At 35.3% G+C, this 18,425-nt stretch carries 19 protein-coding genes and 2 riboswitches; of the genes, 10 read left to right on the top strand and 9 right to left on the bottom strand.

Features of this window, described 5'->3' with window-relative positions; all coding sequences use genetic code 11:
- Positions 1-13: 13 nt before the first annotated feature.
- Positions 14-156, bottom strand: a riboswitch (SAM riboswitch).
- A 71-nt stretch (positions 157-227) separates the two neighbouring features.
- Positions 228-1,091 carry a carbon-nitrogen family hydrolase gene (locus AABL52_RS07285; RefSeq protein ID WP_033656393.1) on the bottom strand — a complete coding sequence of 288 codons (864 nt, stop codon included), beginning with the start codon at positions 1,089-1,091 and terminating at the stop codon, positions 228-230.
- A 14-nt stretch (positions 1,092-1,105) separates the two neighbouring features.
- Here AABL52_RS07285 and AABL52_RS07280 point away from each other — a divergent pair, with 14 nt between their 5' ends.
- The 6 genes from AABL52_RS07280 (at position 1,106) to AABL52_RS07255 (ending at position 6,125) form a co-directional block, all read left to right on the top strand.
- Positions 1,106-2,284, top strand: coding sequence for a pyridoxal phosphate-dependent aminotransferase (locus tag AABL52_RS07280; protein WP_000834741.1), 1,179 nt, complete (start codon positions 1,106-1,108; stop codon positions 2,282-2,284).
- Between the two features lie 64 nt (positions 2,285-2,348).
- Positions 2,349-2,454, top strand: a riboswitch (SAM riboswitch).
- Positions 2,455-2,518: 64 nt separating this feature from the next.
- Entirely contained in the window at positions 2,519-3,763 is a 1,245-nt protein-coding gene (gene mtnW, locus AABL52_RS07275; protein ID WP_341519110.1) for a 2,3-diketo-5-methylthiopentyl-1-phosphate enolase, read from the top strand.
- Positions 3,760-4,419: a 2-hydroxy-3-keto-5-methylthiopentenyl-1-phosphate phosphatase gene (locus tag AABL52_RS07270; RefSeq protein WP_341519109.1), complete on the top strand. Its 660-nt coding sequence runs from the start codon at positions 3,760-3,762 to the stop codon at positions 4,417-4,419. The genes mtnW and AABL52_RS07270 overlap by 4 nt, the downstream gene beginning before the upstream one ends.
- Positions 4,416-5,054: a methylthioribulose 1-phosphate dehydratase gene (locus AABL52_RS07265; RefSeq protein ID WP_000811325.1), complete on the top strand. Its 639-nt coding sequence runs from the start codon at positions 4,416-4,418 to the stop codon at positions 5,052-5,054. Before AABL52_RS07270 ends, AABL52_RS07265 begins: the two co-directional genes overlap by 4 nt.
- Positions 5,032-5,544 (top strand): 1,2-dihydroxy-3-keto-5-methylthiopentene dioxygenase, encoded by a 513-nt coding sequence (locus tag AABL52_RS07260; protein WP_000057317.1) that lies wholly within the window; start codon positions 5,032-5,034, stop codon positions 5,542-5,544. Before AABL52_RS07265 ends, AABL52_RS07260 begins: the two co-directional genes overlap by 23 nt.
- Before the next feature lie 305 nt (positions 5,545-5,849).
- Positions 5,850-6,125: a hypothetical protein gene (locus AABL52_RS07255; protein WP_000054671.1), complete on the top strand. Its 276-nt coding sequence runs from the start codon at positions 5,850-5,852 to the stop codon at positions 6,123-6,125.
- 42 nt (positions 6,126-6,167) lie between these two features.
- Here AABL52_RS07255 and AABL52_RS07250 read toward each other — a convergent pair whose 3' ends face one another.
- The 4 genes from AABL52_RS07250 to AABL52_RS07235 form a co-directional block, all read right to left on the bottom strand.
- On the bottom strand, positions 6,168-6,500 hold the full coding sequence (locus AABL52_RS07250; protein WP_000365612.1) for a DUF3909 family protein: 333 nt from the start codon (positions 6,498-6,500) through the stop codon (positions 6,168-6,170).
- 5 nt (positions 6,501-6,505) lie between these two features.
- Positions 6,506-7,384, bottom strand: a complete 879-nt coding sequence (locus AABL52_RS07245) for an NAD(P)-dependent oxidoreductase (RefSeq protein ID WP_097843856.1) — start codon at positions 7,382-7,384, stop codon at positions 6,506-6,508.
- 4 nt (positions 7,385-7,388) lie between these two features.
- A complete protein-coding gene (locus AABL52_RS07240) occupies positions 7,389-8,522 on the bottom strand; it encodes a serine hydrolase domain-containing protein (protein WP_341519108.1) in 1,134 nt (377 codons plus the stop codon).
- 92 nt (positions 8,523-8,614) lie between these two features.
- Positions 8,615-9,907 (bottom strand): GGDEF domain-containing protein, encoded by a 1,293-nt coding sequence (locus AABL52_RS07235; RefSeq protein WP_120450840.1) that lies wholly within the window; start codon positions 9,905-9,907, stop codon positions 8,615-8,617.
- 331 nt (positions 9,908-10,238) lie between these two features.
- Between AABL52_RS07235 and AABL52_RS07230 the strand changes: the two genes are divergently transcribed.
- From AABL52_RS07230 to AABL52_RS07220, 3 genes are all read left to right on the top strand, one after another.
- Positions 10,239-10,856: a nitroreductase family protein gene (locus AABL52_RS07230; protein ID WP_000180385.1), complete on the top strand. Its 618-nt coding sequence runs from the start codon at positions 10,239-10,241 to the stop codon at positions 10,854-10,856.
- A gap of 291 nt (positions 10,857-11,147) precedes the next feature.
- Positions 11,148-11,366 (top strand): hypothetical protein, encoded by a 219-nt coding sequence (locus AABL52_RS07225; protein WP_000100490.1) that lies wholly within the window; start codon positions 11,148-11,150, stop codon positions 11,364-11,366.
- Between the two features lie 196 nt (positions 11,367-11,562).
- Entirely contained in the window at positions 11,563-11,931 is a 369-nt protein-coding gene (locus AABL52_RS07220) for a DUF3915 domain-containing protein (RefSeq protein WP_000468032.1), read from the top strand.
- Positions 11,932-12,028: 97 nt separating this feature from the next.
- Here AABL52_RS07220 and ptsP read toward each other — a convergent pair whose 3' ends face one another.
- The 4 genes from ptsP to glcT form a co-directional block, all read right to left on the bottom strand.
- The gene (ptsP, locus tag AABL52_RS07215) at positions 12,029-13,741 is read right to left on the bottom strand and encodes a phosphoenolpyruvate--protein phosphotransferase (RefSeq protein WP_000174216.1); all 1,713 of its coding nucleotides are present in this window, start codon (positions 13,739-13,741) and stop codon (positions 12,029-12,031) included.
- Positions 13,741-14,004 (bottom strand): phosphocarrier protein HPr, encoded by a 264-nt coding sequence (gene ptsH, locus AABL52_RS07210; RefSeq protein WP_000411080.1) that lies wholly within the window; start codon positions 14,002-14,004, stop codon positions 13,741-13,743. Before ptsH ends, ptsP begins: the two co-directional genes overlap by 1 nt.
- 135 nt (positions 14,005-14,139) lie before the next feature.
- The gene (ptsG, locus tag AABL52_RS07205; protein WP_000473195.1) at positions 14,140-16,203 is read right to left on the bottom strand and encodes a PTS glucose transporter subunit IIABC; all 2,064 of its coding nucleotides are present in this window, start codon (positions 16,201-16,203) and stop codon (positions 14,140-14,142) included.
- Between the two features lie 339 nt (positions 16,204-16,542).
- Complete coding sequence (gene glcT / locus AABL52_RS07200) at positions 16,543-17,391, bottom strand: glucose PTS transporter transcription antiterminator GlcT (protein WP_001067319.1); 849 nt, start codon at positions 17,389-17,391, stop codon at positions 16,543-16,545.
- Positions 17,392-17,556: 165 nt separating this feature from the next.
- On the opposite strand from glcT, the gene AABL52_RS07195 reads away from it, so the two are divergent.
- Complete coding sequence (locus tag AABL52_RS07195; protein ID WP_000594238.1) at positions 17,557-18,363, top strand: Cof-type HAD-IIB family hydrolase; 807 nt, start codon at positions 17,557-17,559, stop codon at positions 18,361-18,363.
- The last annotated feature ends 62 nt before the right edge of the window (positions 18,364-18,425 follow it).

The raw sequence follows: 18,425 nt of genomic DNA, 5'->3' as shown, positions 1-18,425 counted from the left end.
TTTATCTTCTCCCCTCTTATCTGCCAGAAAGTTTTACTTTCTGCTGGAATTAGCACCGTGCCTTTTGGCGTAAATAAACGCCCCATTTCACAATGGTATTACGGTCGGTTGCTGGGCTTCATCGGGCCAAATCCCTCCACCTGCTCTTGATAAGAGTTGTATAATTTTTTGAATTTTTAACTTTATGTTGAAGACTATACCAAGAATAAAAATCACTTGTCAACATTTTATTTGTATAATTCTGGACGGCGATCTGCAAAAACTGGAATTCCTTTGCGTACCTCGTTAATTTTCTCGAATGTGAGCTCTCCAAATAAAATTGATTCTTCTTCATTCGCTTCTACAACAACTTCCCCCCAAGGATCGATAATTAAAGAATGACCCGCAAACTCATTATTCGGATCCTTTCCTGCCCTATTACATGCAACAACATAACATTGATTTTCAACTGCTCTTGCTTGCAGTAGCAAACGCCAATGTGCTAAACGAACTAATGGCCATTCTGCTACAACAAATAAAACTGTTGCACCTTTCGCAGTATGAACACGCATCCACTCCGGAAAACGAATATCATAACAAATTGTACCAGCGCACTCTATATTATCTAACTTAAATTCGCCTGTACTATTTCCAGCGATTAAATATTTATGTTCATCCATGAGCTGAAATAAATGCACTTTACTATATTCATTGACTAGCTGGCCTTTATTAGTTACAACATACATTGTATTTGTAACACCTTGATCTGTTTGCTTCGCTATAGAACCACCGACAATATGTACACCATATTGTTTCGACCACTCTTTCAGCTTTTCTTTCGTTTCCAATCCATCCCTATCTGCAATTTCAGAGAGTCTCGTTAAATCATATCCTGTTGTCCATAGTTCTGGTAAAACAATAACATCTGGTCTTTCCTTCATCGCTTCGCTTATTTTATTTTTAGCATTCTCAATATTTTTCTCTACATCTCCAAAGACAATGTCCATTTGAATACATGCGACTTTCATTTTGTCAGCCCCATTCATAATTTTTTCTTTACAAAATACTGGAAAGATTATATCATTTGTCACTAGAATTGTAACAACTTTCAAAAGAGGTGGAAAGTATGAAATCATTTCAACCTTCTGAGATAGTAACATCATTGCCAACACAATTTTTTGCTTCACTTGTTGCAAAAGTTAACAAAGTCGTAGCAGCTGGTCACGATGTTATTAATCTAGGTCAAGGTAATCCAGATCAACCAACACCGCAGCATATCGTAAAAGCTTTACAAGATGCTGCAGAAAATACCATTCATCATAAATATCCGCCATTTCGCGGACATGAAAGTTTAAAAGAAGCCGTGGCAACATTCTATCAACGTGAATATGATGTAGTAGTAAATCCCAAAACAGAAGTTGCTATTTTGTTTGGCGGAAAGGCTGGATTAGTAGAATTACCAGTTTGTTTTACAAACCCTGGTGATACTATTCTCGTTCCAGATCCAGGCTACCCAGATTATTTATCAGGTGTTGCTTTAGCAAAAGCACAATTTGAAACAATGCCGCTACTTGCAGAAAATAATTTTTTACCAGATTATACGAAAATTGATGACTCTATTGCCGAGCGTGCAAAGCTAATGTTTTTAAACTATCCAAATAATCCTACCGGTGCTACTGCATCAAAAGATTTCTTTGATGAAACGATTCATTTTGCTAATGAACATAATATACTAGTCGTTCATGATTTTGCTTACGGTGCAATTGGATTCGATGGTCAAAAACCTGTTAGTTTCTTGCAAGCAGACGGTGCTAAAGATACAGGTATTGAAATTTACACTCTATCGAAAACTTTCAATATGGCTGGATGGCGCATTGCTTTTGCCGTGGGAAATGAAAGTGTGATTGAGACAATAAACTTATTACAAGATCATATGTACGTTAGTATTTTTGGTGCAGTTCAAGATGCTGCCCGCGAAGCACTATTAAGTTCACAGTCTTGCGTAATAGAACTTGTAAATAGTTACGAATCTCGAAGAAACGCTCTTGTTTCAGCTTGTCACTCAATTGGTTGGAATGTAGATATTCCAACAGGGTCATTTTTTGCATGGCTTCCTGTTCCGAAAGGATATACATCTGAGCAATTTTCTAATATTTTACTAGAAAAAGCACACGTTGCAGTTGCTCCTGGTGTTGGATTTGGTGAACATGGCGAAGGGTATGTCCGTGTTGGTCTCTTGCATACAGAAGATAGATTACGAGAAGCCATTAATCGAATTGATAAATTAAATTTTTTCAAAAAGTAATTGACAACATTAAAAATATCTGACAAAATTCAGTTATCTTAAAAATTTAAACATTTCTAAATACTTCTTATCAAGAGCAGGTGGAGGGACGAGCCCGACGAAACCCGGCAACCGATCTACAATCGTAGACACGGTGCTAATTCTCGCAGCATTATGCTGACAGATAAGGAGCTGGTTGTAAAAAAACCTCTCCTTAGCTGAGAGGTTTTTTTATTTAACTAGGAGGTTTTAACAATGAGCGGAATTATAGCGACGTATTTAATCCATGATGATTCACATAACTTAGAAAAAAAGGCCGAGCAAATTGCACTCGGTTTAACAATTGGCTCTTGGACTCATTTGCCACACTTATTGCAAGAACAATTAAAACAGCATAAAGGCAACGTCATTCACGTTGAGGAATTAGCTGAACAAGAACATACCAATTCGTATTTACGTAAAAAAGTAAAACGCGGGATTATTAAAATTGAATATCCGTTATTAAACTTTAGTCCAGACTTACCAGCAATTTTAACAACTGCATTCGGAAAACTATCACTTGATGGCGAAGTGAAATTAATTGACTTAACATTTTCAGACGAGTTAAAAAAGTATTTCCCTGGTCCAAAGTTTGGGATAGATGGTATTCGAAATCTTTTACAAGTGCATGAACGTCCCCTTTTAATGAGCATTTTTAAAGGAATGATTGGACGAAATATTGGGTATTTAAAAACGCAATTACGCGATCAAGCAATTGGTGGTGTAGATATCGTAAAGGATGATGAAATATTATTTGAGAATACATTAACACCACTTACGAAACGCATTGTATCTGGAAAAGAAGTTTTACAATCCGTATATGAAACATACGGCCATAAAACGTTATATGCCGTAAATTTAACAGGACGGACTTTTGATTTAAAAGAAAATGCGAAACGCGCAGTGCACGCTGGCGCTGATATTCTATTATTTAATGTATTTGCTTACGGACTAGATGTACTACAATCACTAGCAGAAGATGATGAAATCCCTGTTCCTATTATGGCACACCCTGCTGTAAGTGGCGCTTACTCAGCATCCAAGTTATATGGAGTTTCATCTCCATTATTACTTGGAAAGCTACTACGTTATGCTGGGGCTGACTTTTCATTATTCCCATCTCCATACGGAAGTGTTGCGCTAGAAAAAGAGGAGGCTCTTGCCATCTCAAAATATTTAACTGAAGACGATGCATTTTTCAAAAAGAGTTTTTCTGTTCCATCTGCTGGTATTCACCCTGGTTTCGTTCCCTTTATTTTACGAGATTTCGGTAAAGATGTTGTTATTAATGCTGGCGGCGGGATACATGGACATCCGAGCGGGGCGCAAGGCGGCGGTAAAGCTTTCCGTACTGCAATTGATGCCACTTTGCAAAATACACCACTCCATGAAGTAGATGACATAAATTTGCATAGTGCACTACAAATATGGGGAAATCCCTCTAATGAGGTGAAATTATGAGTATTCAAGTATTTTGTGATTTCGATGGCACGATTACAAATAATGATAACATTATGTCCATTATGGAAAAATTTGCACCACCAGAAGCTGAAGAAGTAAAGAACAGAATTTTATTACAAGAGCTGTCTATTCAAGAAGGTGTTTCTCAATTATTTCAATTAATACCTACTAGTCTACACGATGATATGATTCAATTTTTAATAGAAACTGCTGAAATACGTAATGGTTTTCATGAATTTATACAATTTGTAAATGAAAATAACATTTCTTTTTACGTAATATCAGGCGGAATGGATTTCTTCGTCTATCCACTCTTACAAGGAATCATTCCAAAAGAGAAAATCTACTGTAATGAAACAGACTTTTCCAGTGAATTCATTACCGTTAAGTGGCCTCATCCTTGTGATCATCATTGTCAAAATCATTGCGGATTATGCAAATCATCTTTAATCCGTAAATTAAGTGATACGAATGACCTCCATATTGTGATTGGAGATTCAATTACCGATTTACAAGCTGCGAAACAAGCAGATAAAGTATTTGCTCGTGACTTCCTTATTACAAAGTGTGAAGAGAATTATATTGCTTATACACCGTTTGAAACATTCCATGATATTCAAAATGAATTAAAACATTTGTTGGAGGTGAAATCATGAAACAACTTTTTCGTCAATGGTATGACTTAAGCGAGATAAAAAAAGAATTAACAACACGAAATTGGTTTCCAGCAACGAGTGGTAATATTTCTATAAAGGTTAGTCATGAACCGCTCACTTTTCTCATTACAGCAAGTGGTAAAGATAAAACAAAAACGACTCCCGATGATTTTCTATTAGTAGATCATCTAGGAGTTCCCGTATTAGAGACTGAATTACGCCCGTCAGCAGAAACAATATTGCATACACATATTTATAACAATACAAATGCCGGGTGCGTACTTCATGTTCATACAACTGATAACAATGTCATCACAAATTTATATAATGATGCAGTCATCCTTCAAAATCAAGAAATTATTAAAGCTCTCGATATTTGGGAAGAAGGTGCAACAATTCACATTCCTATTATCGAAAACCATGCCCATATCCCAACGCTTGGAGAAAACTTCCGAAAGCATATACAAGGTGATTCGGGAGCAATATTAATCCGTAACCATGGTATTACCGTATGGGGCCGAGATAGCTTTGATGCAAAGAAAAGATTAGAAGCTTATGAGTTTTTATTCCAATTTCATATAAAACTATTATCAATTCAAGGAGGCGTTTCTAATGGCGCAAATTCGTATTCATGAAGTAAATACTCGCATTGAAAATGAAGTGGAAGTATCTAAATTTCTACAAGAGGAAGGCGTTTTATATGAGAAATGGAACATCTCTAAGCTTCCTACTCATTTAAATGAAAATTATTCTTTAACTGATGAAAACAAGGCTGAAATATTAGCTGTGTTCTCAAAAGAAATCGCTGATGTTTCAGCGCGCCGAGGTTATAAAGCACATGATGTAATTTCACTTTCAAATAGCACACCTAACCTTGACGAATTATTAATTAATTTCCAAAAAGAACACCATCATACTGATGATGAAGTTCGCTTTATTGTTAGTGGTCATGGCATCTTTGCCATTGAAGGAAAAGATGGAAAGTTCTTTGACGTTGAACTTGAGCCAGGCGATCTCATATCTGTTCCTGAAAATGCAAGACATTATTTTACTTTGCAAGATGATCGTCAAGTTGTAGCAATTCGTATTTTTGTTACAACTGAAGGCTGGGTTCCAATTTATTAAGGTAGTTAGTTGAGTAAAAGGACTTGGATCCCCTTTTCCAACCTTTTATTCACTCTACATATATACATCCTCCTATGGAACAGGCTTATTTCAAAAATGAAATAAGCCTGATTTTTTATTTTCTCAAACATATGAGTCCTTCTATTCCAAAACAATCTCTCCTTCTATTTTTTAAGTGAATTTTTTAACACTTTTTGAACATTTATTGAACTTTTTTTGAATTTATTCTGAAAATTCTGTTTTGTATATGATATACTACAATTAAATACGAAGGAAAAGAATATCGCAAACAGAGGGGGATAATCATGAGTTTACTTATCGCACTTATACTAGGGGTTACGTGTGGAGCACTTCCTGTTATTCTAGGAGCTATTATGGAAGAGTTGGAAGTTGGCGTTTTAGGTTTTGTTGCATCTTGTGTAAGCGCTTTATTTTTTGGCTTGTTCGGTGCTATTCCTGTTTCAATTCTGTGTGCATTTTATATAGTACGCCATGCTCGTGCAAAACAATTCGGTCCTAATCATATCGCACAAGTTATTCCATTCCCAATCGAACGATGCCGCCGGGCTTCTAGCTTATAATTATAAAATTAAAAATAAATAAAAGTCCTCAAATGAGGACTTTTATTTATTTTCTTCTAGAAATTGAAACAATTCTTGTAAATGTAGGGCATCTTCACTATAGCTAATAGATACGTGACATATACCGTCAATCTCTGCTTGCATATATAGATCGACTCCATCTCGATCATATTTCAATGCCAAATAAAATTCCATTTCTTCTAGCATCTTTTTTGAAGTTCGAATAACATAATGCCCTCTCTCATCTCTTCCATATTCAAATTTCGGTTCAAAATCATATTTTTGTTTAAAAGCTTCTTTTTGTTTTTCATTAATTTGTATACAAGTCGCTCGTTGTACAGTATCAATCATCTCATCAAATTTTTGAAGATCCATCCCATTTACCCCCTTATGTACTTTTTGTATAACACTTGTGTTCCGCTATTCTCTTCCCCATCTTTCATTAACTCTTCATACAATTCCTTCGCCAAATTTAAACCTGGTACTGGTAATTGCAATTTTTCGGCCTCATCTAAAGCAATCTTCATATCTTTCATAAAATGTTTTACATAAAACCCTGGTTCAAAATCTCCCTTTAACATTCGAGGAGCTAAGTTACTCAATGACCAACTACCTGCTGCTCCCGTTGAAATACTCTCTAATACTTTATCCGGATTTAGTCCAGCTTTTTTCGCATAAGCAACAGCTTCACATACTCCAATCATGTTAGAAGCAATCGCAATTTGATTGCACATTTTTGTATGTTGTCCACTTCCAGCTGGTCCTTGCAACTGAATATTTGTCCCTAATTTTTCAAATAACGGTAAACATTTTTCATATATTTCTTTTTCGCCACCGACCATAATTGCGAGCCTTGCTTCTTTCGCACCAATGTCTCCTCCAGACACAGGTGCATCTAACGTATATACATTCTTACTTTTACCAGCTTCATTAATACGTTTTGCCAATGTTGGTGTAGATGTCGTGAAATCAATTGCTATCGTACCTTCATTTGCATTCTCCAAAATTCCATCTATCCCAAAGTATACTTCTTCTACATCATGTGGATATCCAACCATAGTCATTACAACATCAACTTGCTTTACTAACTCTTTCGGTGTATCACACCAATTTGCACCATCTCGCACTAAAGAGTCTGTCTTCGCTTTTGTTCTATTATATACATATACTTTATAACCGTCTTGCATTAAATGACGCACCATACTTTTTCCCATTACACCAATACCGATGAAACCTATTGATACATTTTTACGTTTCATTTTCTCATCCCCTTTGTTCTAATAAATCACTTACCATCTTTCGAAACTCATTATTAAAATCATCATCTATACTATTTTTCACATTTGAAAATAAAATAACAAAAGTACCTTTTTCTTTATTAAAATTATTGAAAGTGTTCCAACCAGATAGTACACCATGATTATGAAAATAGGCCGGATATATGTAAAAACTAAATGCATATTTTCGTTCTGTTGAAGGTGAAAACATCGCTTGTATACTTTGTTCAGAAAGAAGTTTCCCATTTATAATCGCTTCGTCTAATTTCTTCATATCGCCAACTGTCGTATACATCTCACCGCATCCGTATAACCACTCCATTAACAATTGTTGTGCAGGTTCAAGTACATTCTCTTTCTTTACATATCCTTTAGTAAAATGCTGATCTCCCTGAGCAATATTTCCCATACCAGATTCATGCATTTCTGCTTTTGTAAATATATTTTCTTTTATGTAATCTCCTAAAGTTTTTTTTGATATGCTTTCTATAATATAGGCAAGTACCATATAATTATAATCTGTATATCTCCAACCTGAGCCTGGTGGAAATTCCAATTTTTGACTTCCGATCCAATTTACTAAGTTTATACGAGAAGCGGCATTCACTTTCCCTTTTCCGCTTTCTGGTAAACCTGATGTGTGTGTTAACAAATGATATAAGGTGATATTTTTATCTACTGGAAAAGAGGGAATATATTTATTTACATTGTCTTGAATATTTAACTTCCCTTGTTCCTGTAGCTGTAAAATAGATGTGGCCACGACTGTTTTCGTAATAGAACCGATACGATATTTTGTTTGAGGCGTATTTTCTATCTTATTTTGAACATCAGCATACCCATATCCTTTATTCAATATAACATGCTCTTTATCTGTCACTAAAACTGTTCCGTTAAATTGCTTTCCTATTAAATATTGATCTAATTTTTGAGATATACTAGCATAATCAATTTGTTCTTCTTTTTCTTCTATATTCTCTTGTACTTCTGATACAATAGTAGGATTCACCTTAGTTGTTAATACAGTGCTTTCCTTTATATTGGGATTATAGAGAAAATAGTATACTCCACCACAAACTACAGCAGACAGCGCAGCCATCGTCATTATTTTTTTTATCATGTTGTTCCTCCATAATTCCTTCGTCCAAAATCCCCCCCCCACATTCTATTATCAAACAATAAAAAAAAATCGCAACAATTTGTTGCGAAAAATCACTTTTTTTCTTTTCTATATACGCACACTTGATTTTTCCCATTTTTTTTCGCTTCATACAATGCAATATCCGCTCGCTGCATTAATTCTTCCCTTGTAATCCCTTGTTCATATAATGCAACTCCAAAACTAGCTGTTAATTTCGAAATTCCTGAGAAATGCTTTGTTTCAATGAAAAATCGCAATGATTCCGCAACCTGAAATGCCTCTTTTTCTACTGTATCCGTTACTAATATAATAAATTCTTCTCCTCCCCACCTTGCAAATACATGTTGCTGCTCCACTTTAGATTTCATAAGCTCTGCAAGCTGAATTAACGCTAAATCACCAAAATCATGACCATACGTGTCATTTACTGTTTTAAAATTATCTATATCAAATAAAATGAGCGCTATTTTTTCATCATTACGCATTGCAGTATCCCATTCTGCCTCTAGTATTTGTTGGAACTTCAAACGATTATAAATCTCTGTTAACGAATCTATCATCGCAAGCCTTTCTTGTTCTTGATAGATTTCATCTAATTCTGTAATCTCTGTGCACTTCACAATAAATCTTGATAAATCTTCTGGCAGTGGTGTCGCACGCAATAAAAAAGTCGATACTTCTCCTTCATAATTGGACATCTTAATTCTTCTATCATATGATAATGTATCATCTAACCATGTTATATCATGGGTTGTTGAATAGTATCCATTTTCTCTAATAAAATGTTCAGCAAATACTAAATGTTGCTCACGATAGGCAAACAAATTTTCATATCCGAAAAACTCTAAAAAGTTTGTATTACAATCAACAATCTCATCGTCTTCTACTATAAATAATAGATCATTTTGAAAATCAAACATCGTTTGAAGTAGTTCTTGCTGCAAACTTACTTGCCGTACTAAAGAAAGTTGATACAAACTCTTATTAACTTCCTCTAACACCATTTGTGGAGTCACAGGGGCTATCACAATATTACGTATTCCTAACGTAAGCACCTCTGCAAACTCGCTTGTTATCTGTTGATCCCAAATGACAATAAATGTACTCTGTGGATTATACATATTCTTTATATATTTTATTTGAGAAAAATCTGTTACATACATAATTACAATATGTGGTTTAGTCCTCTGAAACAATAATTCTCCTTCTTCAAAACTATTTGCTATAAACATACATTTTGGATGAATATTTTCTATCGTTTGTTGATGTGTACATCCATTTTCTATATAAAGGACATTTAACTGAAGATCTTGTAATACATTTTGGAAAACCGTATTCTCTAATAAAAAATGTAGTATGTTCATCACTAGTCTTCACTCACTTCATATATCTTGTTCTACTGAATTCCTCACAATCATTTTATAAAAAGCTGCTCTCAAAAAATTTTAATGAGTGAGGGATACATATTAACAAGCTAATTGAGAATGTTCTCTTTTCTTTTTCACTCTATAAATTCCTTTTTTAGTGTATGATTATCGGAATTGTATCGTTTGTATGAATGCCCTAGCTTCCACTTTAAAACTTGACAATTAAAATAAAGATATTATATTCTTAAATTCGACAACTTACAAAATGTAAGTAGAATATATTACATGTATTTTTTCATAATTTGATATGTAATTTGGAGGATATATAATGACAAACGATAACTTTTTTAATGTTCTATATGAACGCACATCTACACGTGCATTCAACCCTGAGAAAGAAATTTCATCTACAGAGTTACACGAGATTTTAAAGGGCGCTGCTCAAGCACCTTCTGCTTGGAACTTGCAACACTGGAAATTCCTTGTATTCCAAGGTGAAGATGTACAGAAACGATTACATCCAATTGCTTATAACCAGCAACAAATTCTTGATGCTTCTGCTGTAGTCGCTATTTTAGGTGATTTAGAAGCTTATAAAAACGTTGAACCAGTTTATGGTCCAATTGTAGAACAAGGATTTATGAAAGAGGAAGCAAAAGAGCGCTTAGCTAAAAATATTGAGTCTGCATATGCTCGTGAGCAATTCCCAAGAGATGCAGCCTTTTCAAATGCATCTTTAGCAGCAATGCAACTTATGCTTGCAGCTAAAGCAACTGGTTGGGATACTTGTGCTATTGGTGGTTTCAATCCACAAGCACTTACAGAAGAATTCAATGTTTCATCTCGCTACGTACCAATTATGCTTATTACAATTGGTGAATCAACTTTAAAAGGCCACCCTGCACCACGAATGAGCGTAGAGCAAGTGAGTGAATGGGCAAAATAATAAAGAGTGAACCCTTAATCCATATTAGGGGCTTACTGCCTGTTAATACGGGACAAAAAGAAACGAAGGTAATTTCATTACCTTCGTTTCTTTTTTGTCTGTCACACATCCGTAATATTACATTGTATAATTCGACATCTACACATAAAAAAATAGTAAATTTTATGCTATTCCTATAAATACAAATGGCGTTTTGTGTCGAAATTTGTTTAAACACTGAAATATAACCGTGTGTTTTTGTTACAATTATGATACAATGATAACAAATAGATAACAAGAGAGGGATTTTCATTGAGTTCATACGGAAGCTTTATCGCACTTTTAAGTTACATAGTAACTGTACTGCTGTTATATTTTATTGGCGATGCTGCAAACATATCAGTGTTACAATTCCCAAAAGAAGAAGCGTTCCAATTAGAAGCAGAAAAACATACTGCAAGATCCATCGCACCACTACTCTTAGCTCTTCCTGTATACATCATCGTTTTATATAAAAGCAAAAAAGTGTAAAGGCTACCTATTTCATTCATTTCGGTGGTCCTTACACTTTTTTGTGATATCTATCCTATTTTAAACATCATCCCGTAATAAACACCCAGCTAGTCATTTAAAATGAGAAAATCCCCTAGAAAAAATTCCACTCTCTGTCCAGTCACTCACTACCGAACTTACATAGATTATAAGTGTGAAGGGGGTGATGAGGATTATGTTTGGATCATTTGGATGCTGTGATAACTTTAGAGACTGTCATCATCGTGAAAGAGAGTGTGACCATCGTGACCATCGCGAGAAAGAGAGAGAGGTAAAACCACAACAACCAGCTGTATGTAACGTACTTGCTAGCATTTCAGTTGGAACAGAGCTTTCTCTTTTAAGCATTAGAGGTAACGGCACATTCAACAATGTAATTTTTGAAGGTTTCGCTAACGGTGTTGCTCTTTTCTCTGCTTTAGCTCGTAATAACGACAAAGATAACAAAGATAACAATAAAGACGATAAGAACAATCAAAACCGAAATACTTTTACTGGTATTTTACGTGTATGCCCAACTGATATCGTTGCTATCGCTATCTAATTCTGTTCCTTATCCTCTATAGTAAGAAAATAAGATTTACTTTTCTCATAGAAAAAACCTGAGACCGATTTCAAATCGACTCAGGTTTTTTTATTGATTATATGCTTTTAACTAGTTCAACAACTTCTTCAGCAGTTGACATCATTAATGCTTTTTCTGCTAATGTTTCCATTTCTGCTTTCGACAACTTGCTTAGTTGTGTTCTTGCAGGAAGAATAGATGTTGCACTCATACTGAATTCATCTAAACCTAATCCTAATAATAATGGGATAGCAAGTGAATCTCCCGCCATCTCACCACACATACCAGCCCATTTGCCTTCTTTATGAGCAGCATCGATAACCATTTTTACAAGACGTAAAATAGATGGGTTATATGGTTGGTATAAGTATGATACTTGTTCGTTCATACGGTCTGCAGCCATTGTGTATTGGATTAAGTCATTTGTTCCGATAGAGAAGAAATCAACTTCTTTTGCGAATTGATCTGCTAATACTGCTGAAGCTGGGATTTCAACCATCATACCAACTTCAATAGAATCAGAAACAGTTGTACCCGCTTCTACAAGTTTCGCTTTCTCTTCTAATAAGATTGCTTTCGCTTGACGGAACTCATCAAGAGTTGCAATCATTGGGAACATAATTTTTAAGTTACCGTATACGCTAGCACGAAGTAATGCACGAAGTTGTGTACGGAACACATCTTGCTCATCAAGACATAAGCGAATTGCACGGTATCCTAAGAATGGGTTCATTTCTTTTGGTAAATGTAAGTATGGAAGCTCTTTATCTCCACCGATATCAAGTGTACGAACAACAACAGGTTGACCTTCTTTTACACCTTCAAGAACTGCTTTATACGCTTCGAACTGCTCTTCTTCTGTTGGAAGATTGTCACGGCCCATGTATAAGAATTCTGTACGGTATAAACCAACGCCTTCTCCGCCATTATCGATAATACCTTGTACATCATTTGGTGTTCCGATATTTGCAACAAGCTCAACGTGATGCCCATCACTTGTTACTGTAGCTTGGTCTTTTAATTTTGCCCATTCAGTTTTTTGCTCTTCAAATTTCGCTTTCTTTTCTTCAAAAGAACGAAGAGTTTCTTCTGATGGATTAACAATTACTTCTCCATCTAAACCGTCGATGATTACGATATCGCCGTTTTGGATTTTCTCCATAACAACTTTCGTACCAACCACAGCTGGAATTTCCATAGAACGAGCCATAATTGCAGAGTGAGATGTACGTCCACCGATATCAGTTGTAAAACCTTTTGCATACTTACGGTTTAACTGAGCTGTATCAGATGGTGTTAAATCTTCAGCAATGATGATTACTTCTTCAGAAATTGTACCAGGGTTTGAGAAGTTAATTCCTAGTAAATGTGCAAGAACGCGTTTTGTTACGTCACGAATGTCCGCAGCACGTTCTTTCATATATTCGTTATCCATGTTTTCAAACATAGAAATAAACATAGATGCAACTTCATCCATTGCAAATTCAGCATTTACTTTTTCGCTATTTACTTTATCTTTTACTGGGTTTACTAGTTCTGGATCATTTAACACTAATAAATGTGCTTCAAAGATCGCAGCTTTATCAGCACCCAGCTCAGCAAAAGCGTGGTCCTTAATAGCTTCTAATTCAGTTTTTGCTTTCTCAAGCGCAGCGTCTAAGCGTGCAATTTCAGCAGCTTCGTTTGTGATTGATTTCTTTTCAATGTTAAATTCAGGATTCTCAAGTCTGAAAGCCTTTGCAATAGCAATCCCACTTGATGCAGCGATCCCTTGAATGTTAAGAGTCATTATTCTCCTAATCCTTCGTTTTTCATAGTTTCTTCGATAGCTGCTAGTGCTTGAGCTGCATCATCACCATTTGCAGTGATTTTAATTTCTGCGTTTTGTTGAATGCCTAAAGACATAACGCCCATGATTGATTTTAAGTTAACGTTCTTTCCGTTATACTCTAAGTTAATGTCAGAACCAAATTTGCTTGCAGTGTTTACAAGTAGAGTTGCTGGACGAGCATGAATTCCTGAGTCGCTAGTTACTTTAAAGATTTTTTCCATGATAATTTATCTCCTTTAAATTACAGTATTTTTTAGTTGTATAGACGTGAGTACTACATCATCTATTGTATATAATAGGCGATGTTCGGTCAACCACATCGCCTATTATAATTATAAACATTTTGCGTCAAATTCCTACTGAATGTCAATAATTGCGTTTTCGCCCTTTTTAACATTTCCATCTTTTTTCAATTCGACTTGTTGTCCTTGTTGTAAATTCGTAAAGACAATTGGTGTAATGATAGATGGTGCATTTTCTTTTACAAATGCAAGATCTACTTTTAATAATGGCTGTCCTTGTTTCACTTTGTCGCCTTGTGCTACAAGTGCTTCAAAACCTTCACCATTTAATTTTACAGTATCAATACCGAAGTGGATTAAAATTTCTTTTCCGCCTTCAGATTGAATGCCAATCGCATGCTTTGTAGGGAATACATTAACGATCTCACCGTTAACTGGAGAAACTACTGTTCCTTCTGTTGGCTCGATTGCAAATCCGTCTCCCATCATTTTTCCTGAGAATACTTGATCAGGTACTTCTGTAATCGGTAATATTTTCCCTTCAATTGGTGAAACGATTGTTTCGTTTTCATCCACTTGTTGAGGAGCTTCTTCTACTTTTACAGGCTCTTCTTTTTCAACATGAGGTGTACGACCTGACATAATATCATGAATTTGTGATTTTAATGTGTCAGATTTCGGTCCGAAAATAGCTTGAATGTTATTTCCTACTTCAAGTACACCAGCTGCTCCAAGCTCTTTTAAGCGATCTTTGTTTACATTCTTTTGTTCGTTAACTTGAACACGTAAACGAGTAATACAAGCATCTAAAGAAGCAATGTTTTCTTTACCACCAAGTGCCACTAATACTTCACGAGGAAGTTCACCCGCTTCAGTTTTTCCTGCACCGTCATTCGCATTTGCTACTTCACGACCAGGTGTTTTTAAATCCCATTTACGGATTGCAAAGCGGAATCCGAAGTAGTAAATAACTGCTAGTACAAGACCAACAATAATTACCCACCACCATGCTGTACGGCCTGGTAGTACACCGAATAACATAAAGTCGATTAAACCACCAGAGAATGTCATACCAATTTTAACACCTAAAATTTGCATTGTCATAAATGATAGACCAGCGAATACTGCGTGAATTCCGAATAGTACTGGTGCTACGAATAAGAATGAAAATTCAAGTGGTTCTGTAATACCTGTTAAGAAAGATGTTAATGCAGCAGAGCCTAAAATACCAGCTGCTAATTTTTTATTTTCTGGACGTGCTTCATGGTACATTGCTAATGCTGCTGCTGGAAGACCGAACATCATGAACGGATACTTACCAGTTGTAAATGTACCTGCTGTTAATTCTACACCGTCTTTTAACTGTGCCATAAAGATTTTTTGGTCACCACGGATTAATTCGCCAGCTGCATTTGTGTACTGACCGAATTCGAACCAGAACGGTGAGTAGAAAATGTGATGTAATCCAAATGGAATTAATGAACGTTCAATTAAACCGAATATGAATGCTGCTAATGTTCTATTTGCATCAATCATTTGATGTGAGAACGTATTTAAGCCACCTTGAATGTATGGCCAAACGAAACACATGATAATACCTACTACTAAAGAGAATGTTGCAGTTGCGATTGGTACGAAACGCTTACCTGCGAAGAAACCTAAGTATGATGGTAATTCAATATTGAAGTATTTATTGTAGCAATATGCCGCTACTATACCGACGATAATACCACCAAATACTCCCGTTTGTAGCGTTGGAATTCCTAATACGTTTGCATATGCTGGATCAGTAAATCCAATTTTTACTGGATCTGCTCCAGAACTTGTTACTTTCACTAACTTATCTACTTCTAAGAACACACTCATCGTTTTGTTCATAATTAAGTAGCCGACGAATGCTGCTAATCCAGCTACTCCGTCTCCACCAGCTAAACCAATTGCTACCCCAACTGCGAATAATAATGCAAGGTTAGCGAAAATAATATCACCAGATTGTTCCATAATTTTTGCTACCATTACGAACCAGTCTGCTTTTAAAGCAGGAATAACATTTGTTAACTGTGGATTTTGAAATGCATTACCAAATCCAAGTAAAATACCTGCTGCCGGTAAAATCGCTACTGGAAGCATTAACGCTTTTCCGACTTTTTGAAGAACACCAAAGATCTTCTTAAACATGGAAACCCTTCCTCTCTTATCTATATTGATACCTTCCGACAAACGCCAAAAAGACATGAGGAAAAAAAGATAGAACGATAGCTATACAAAGGGTAGTATATCCCTTTCTCAAGCTTACATTCCTTACTTTTCTCCACTCATGCCTGATCGAATCAGTAACACGTGTCAAAAATAGGATTACTTATAAGTTCACTATAATTAAGGCAAACGTTTTCGTTACTTACCTTAATGTGTTTGTCGAAATTTGTATAACTTTGCATTAGTTATTATACATAACTATTGTAAGCGATTCAATGATTTTTTTTAACGTTTTCATTTTAGACAAAAATATATGTCTTTTTACACATGCTCTGCTTTCACTAAGCGCTGCAGGTGCATCGTTAAATATATGCTCTCTGCTTCATACACAGGAAGTTGCAATTCTTTTTGCATGACCTTTACTAGCTTCCAAGCTAAATTATAACAGACGGGATATTCCGCCTTTAGTAAATCAGCAAAGCTTTGTGATTCCTCTACTTTCTCCCCTTTTTTCACCCGTTCAATAGCATATTGTAAATGACGGATAAGGCGTAAGTAATGGATACTTTCTTGGTCTAATGTAATTTGTAAGTTTGTCTCAATTAAAGATACAAGCTGTGCAATAAGACGGGAGTTTTGATTAACTGAAGATAAATCTGAATTTGTAAGTGAACTGTAAATATGGAGTGCAATGAACCCAATTTCTCCTTCTGGCAATATAATTTGCAAACGAGAATTTAAAAGGTCTACAACACCTTCAGCAATTTCATATTCCTCTGGATAGAGCATTTTCGTTTCAACTAAAAAAGGATTATCAATTGTAAGTCCTTGTTTTAATCTCTTAATTGCAAAAGAAATATGATCTGTTAAAGCGATATGAATATGTTCATTCAATGGTGATTTTGCTTTTTCTTGAATGTAGAACATAATATCATTCATTAATTCAATTAATTTTTCACTCACATGCGGCACTAACAGTTTGTATTGTTCACGATCACGTTCATTTTTTAAAACAAACATTTTCTCAATTTGTTCTTGCTCCAATACGTCTTTCGCTTTTTTCCCAAATCCAATTCCTTTACCAATCACTACTACTTCCTCGTGTTCAGGATGGCTAGCAATGATGACATTATTATTTAAAACTTTTTTAATTTCTAGATAATTATTCATATAACACCACCCTCGTACTTAAATAGCCTGCTTTTATGTTACAGAACATTCTTCTTTGTCGTCAATGTAAAACATCTACCATTTCATAAAAATTCATTTTTTAGACATGTTTATATATGATGCGTATAATGTAAGAGCAACTGTACATAGAAAGGGGATAACAACATGATTAAAATGTTTGTAAGTGATATCGATGGTACAATGATGCAACACGGAGGATTAATTGACGAACAGGATCTTGTAGCACTTCGTAGTCTTGCTGAGCAAAATGTTATTCTTTGTTTCGCTTCTGGCCGACTTGATAATGAAATTGCAGACTTAATGAAAGCTGTAAATACAAATTTCCATCGCATTAGTGTAAATGGTGTTTTCGTGTACACACATGAAAACGAGCAACTATTATCCGCAACATTCGATTCGAGTATTTTACCTGATCTGTTAGCAATGACAAATGAAGATCCTTATTTTCGTTATGTAAGTGATGAGCATAATTATTACATTGAAGAGAAAACACCGTTTATTCATGAGCTCGAACAACAAGTCACGATGACTTCTGTTGAAGAACCGCATCTATTACAGAAAATTGATGATACAATTTTCCCAAATAAAATCTCTGTCGGTGGAACAAAGGAAAGCTTACAACTCCTTCAGAAAAAAATTGATGAAAAATTCCACGGAAAAGTTAGTACATTCATTTCAGCAGAACAATGTTTAGATGTAATGCCACCTAATATTAGTAAAGGGGCTGCTATTTCTGTTTTATTAAAAGAGTTTCAAATACAACCAGAGGAAGTTGCTTGCATAGGGGATTCTTATAATGATATCCCAATGTTTTCTTTAACTCCTCACAGTTTTGCTATGTCTCAAGCAGATGAAGCAGTAAAAGAACACGCTCACTATGTAGTAAATACAGTTAAAGATGCTGTTAACCACGTAATTGCTCATAATAAAAATACGACTCACTCCTTGTAAGGATGAGTCGTATTTTTTCTTTACATGTTTAACAATTTGACATTAACTGTACTTCACAAACT

The organism is Bacillus paramobilis (assembly GCF_038096195.1).
Classification (GTDB): Bacteria; Bacillota; Bacilli; order Bacillales; family Bacillaceae_G; genus Bacillus_A; species Bacillus_A mobilis.
This window is presented reverse-complemented; position numbering and strand designations above follow the sequence as displayed.

Bases quoted from the DNA above. Each gene is read 5' to 3' on its own strand.
- AABL52_RS07280 (WP_000834741.1), top strand. From the start codon at position 1,106: ATGAAATCATTTCAACCTTCTGAGATAGTAACATCATTGCCAACACAA.
- mtnW (WP_341519110.1), top strand. From the start codon at position 2,519: ATGAGCGGAATTATAGCGACGTATTTAATCCATGATGATTCACATAAC.
- AABL52_RS07270 (WP_341519109.1), top strand. From the start codon at position 3,760: ATGAGTATTCAAGTATTTTGTGATTTCGATGGCACGATTACAAATAAT.
- AABL52_RS07265 (WP_000811325.1), top strand. From the start codon at position 4,416: ATGAAACAACTTTTTCGTCAATGGTATGACTTAAGCGAGATAAAAAAA.
- AABL52_RS07260 (WP_000057317.1), top strand. From the start codon at position 5,032: ATGGCGCAAATTCGTATTCATGAAGTAAATACTCGCATTGAAAATGAA.
- AABL52_RS07255 (WP_000054671.1), top strand. From the start codon at position 5,850: ATGAGTTTACTTATCGCACTTATACTAGGGGTTACGTGTGGAGCACTT.
- AABL52_RS07250 (WP_000365612.1), bottom strand. From the start codon at position 6,500: ATGGATCTTCAAAAATTTGATGAGATGATTGATACTGTACAACGAGCG.
- AABL52_RS07245 (WP_097843856.1), bottom strand. From the start codon at position 7,384: ATGAAACGTAAAAATGTATCAATAGGTTTCATCGGTATTGGTGTAATG.
- AABL52_RS07240 (WP_341519108.1), bottom strand. From the start codon at position 8,522: ATGATAAAAAAAATAATGACGATGGCTGCGCTGTCTGCTGTAGTTTGT.
- AABL52_RS07235 (WP_120450840.1), bottom strand. From the start codon at position 9,907: ATGAACATACTACATTTTTTATTAGAGAATACGGTTTTCCAAAATGTA.
- AABL52_RS07230 (WP_000180385.1), top strand. From the start codon at position 10,239: ATGACAAACGATAACTTTTTTAATGTTCTATATGAACGCACATCTACA.
- AABL52_RS07220 (WP_000468032.1), top strand. From the start codon at position 11,563: ATGTTTGGATCATTTGGATGCTGTGATAACTTTAGAGACTGTCATCAT.
- ptsP (WP_000174216.1), bottom strand. From the start codon at position 13,741: ATGACTCTTAACATTCAAGGGATCGCTGCATCAAGTGGGATTGCTATT.
- ptsH (WP_000411080.1), bottom strand. From the start codon at position 14,004: ATGGAAAAAATCTTTAAAGTAACTAGCGACTCAGGAATTCATGCTCGT.
- ptsG (WP_000473195.1), bottom strand. From the start codon at position 16,203: ATGTTTAAGAAGATCTTTGGTGTTCTTCAAAAAGTCGGAAAAGCGTTA.
- glcT (WP_001067319.1), bottom strand. From the start codon at position 17,391: ATGAATAATTATCTAGAAATTAAAAAAGTTTTAAATAATAATGTCATC.
- AABL52_RS07195 (WP_000594238.1), top strand. From the start codon at position 17,557: ATGATTAAAATGTTTGTAAGTGATATCGATGGTACAATGATGCAACAC.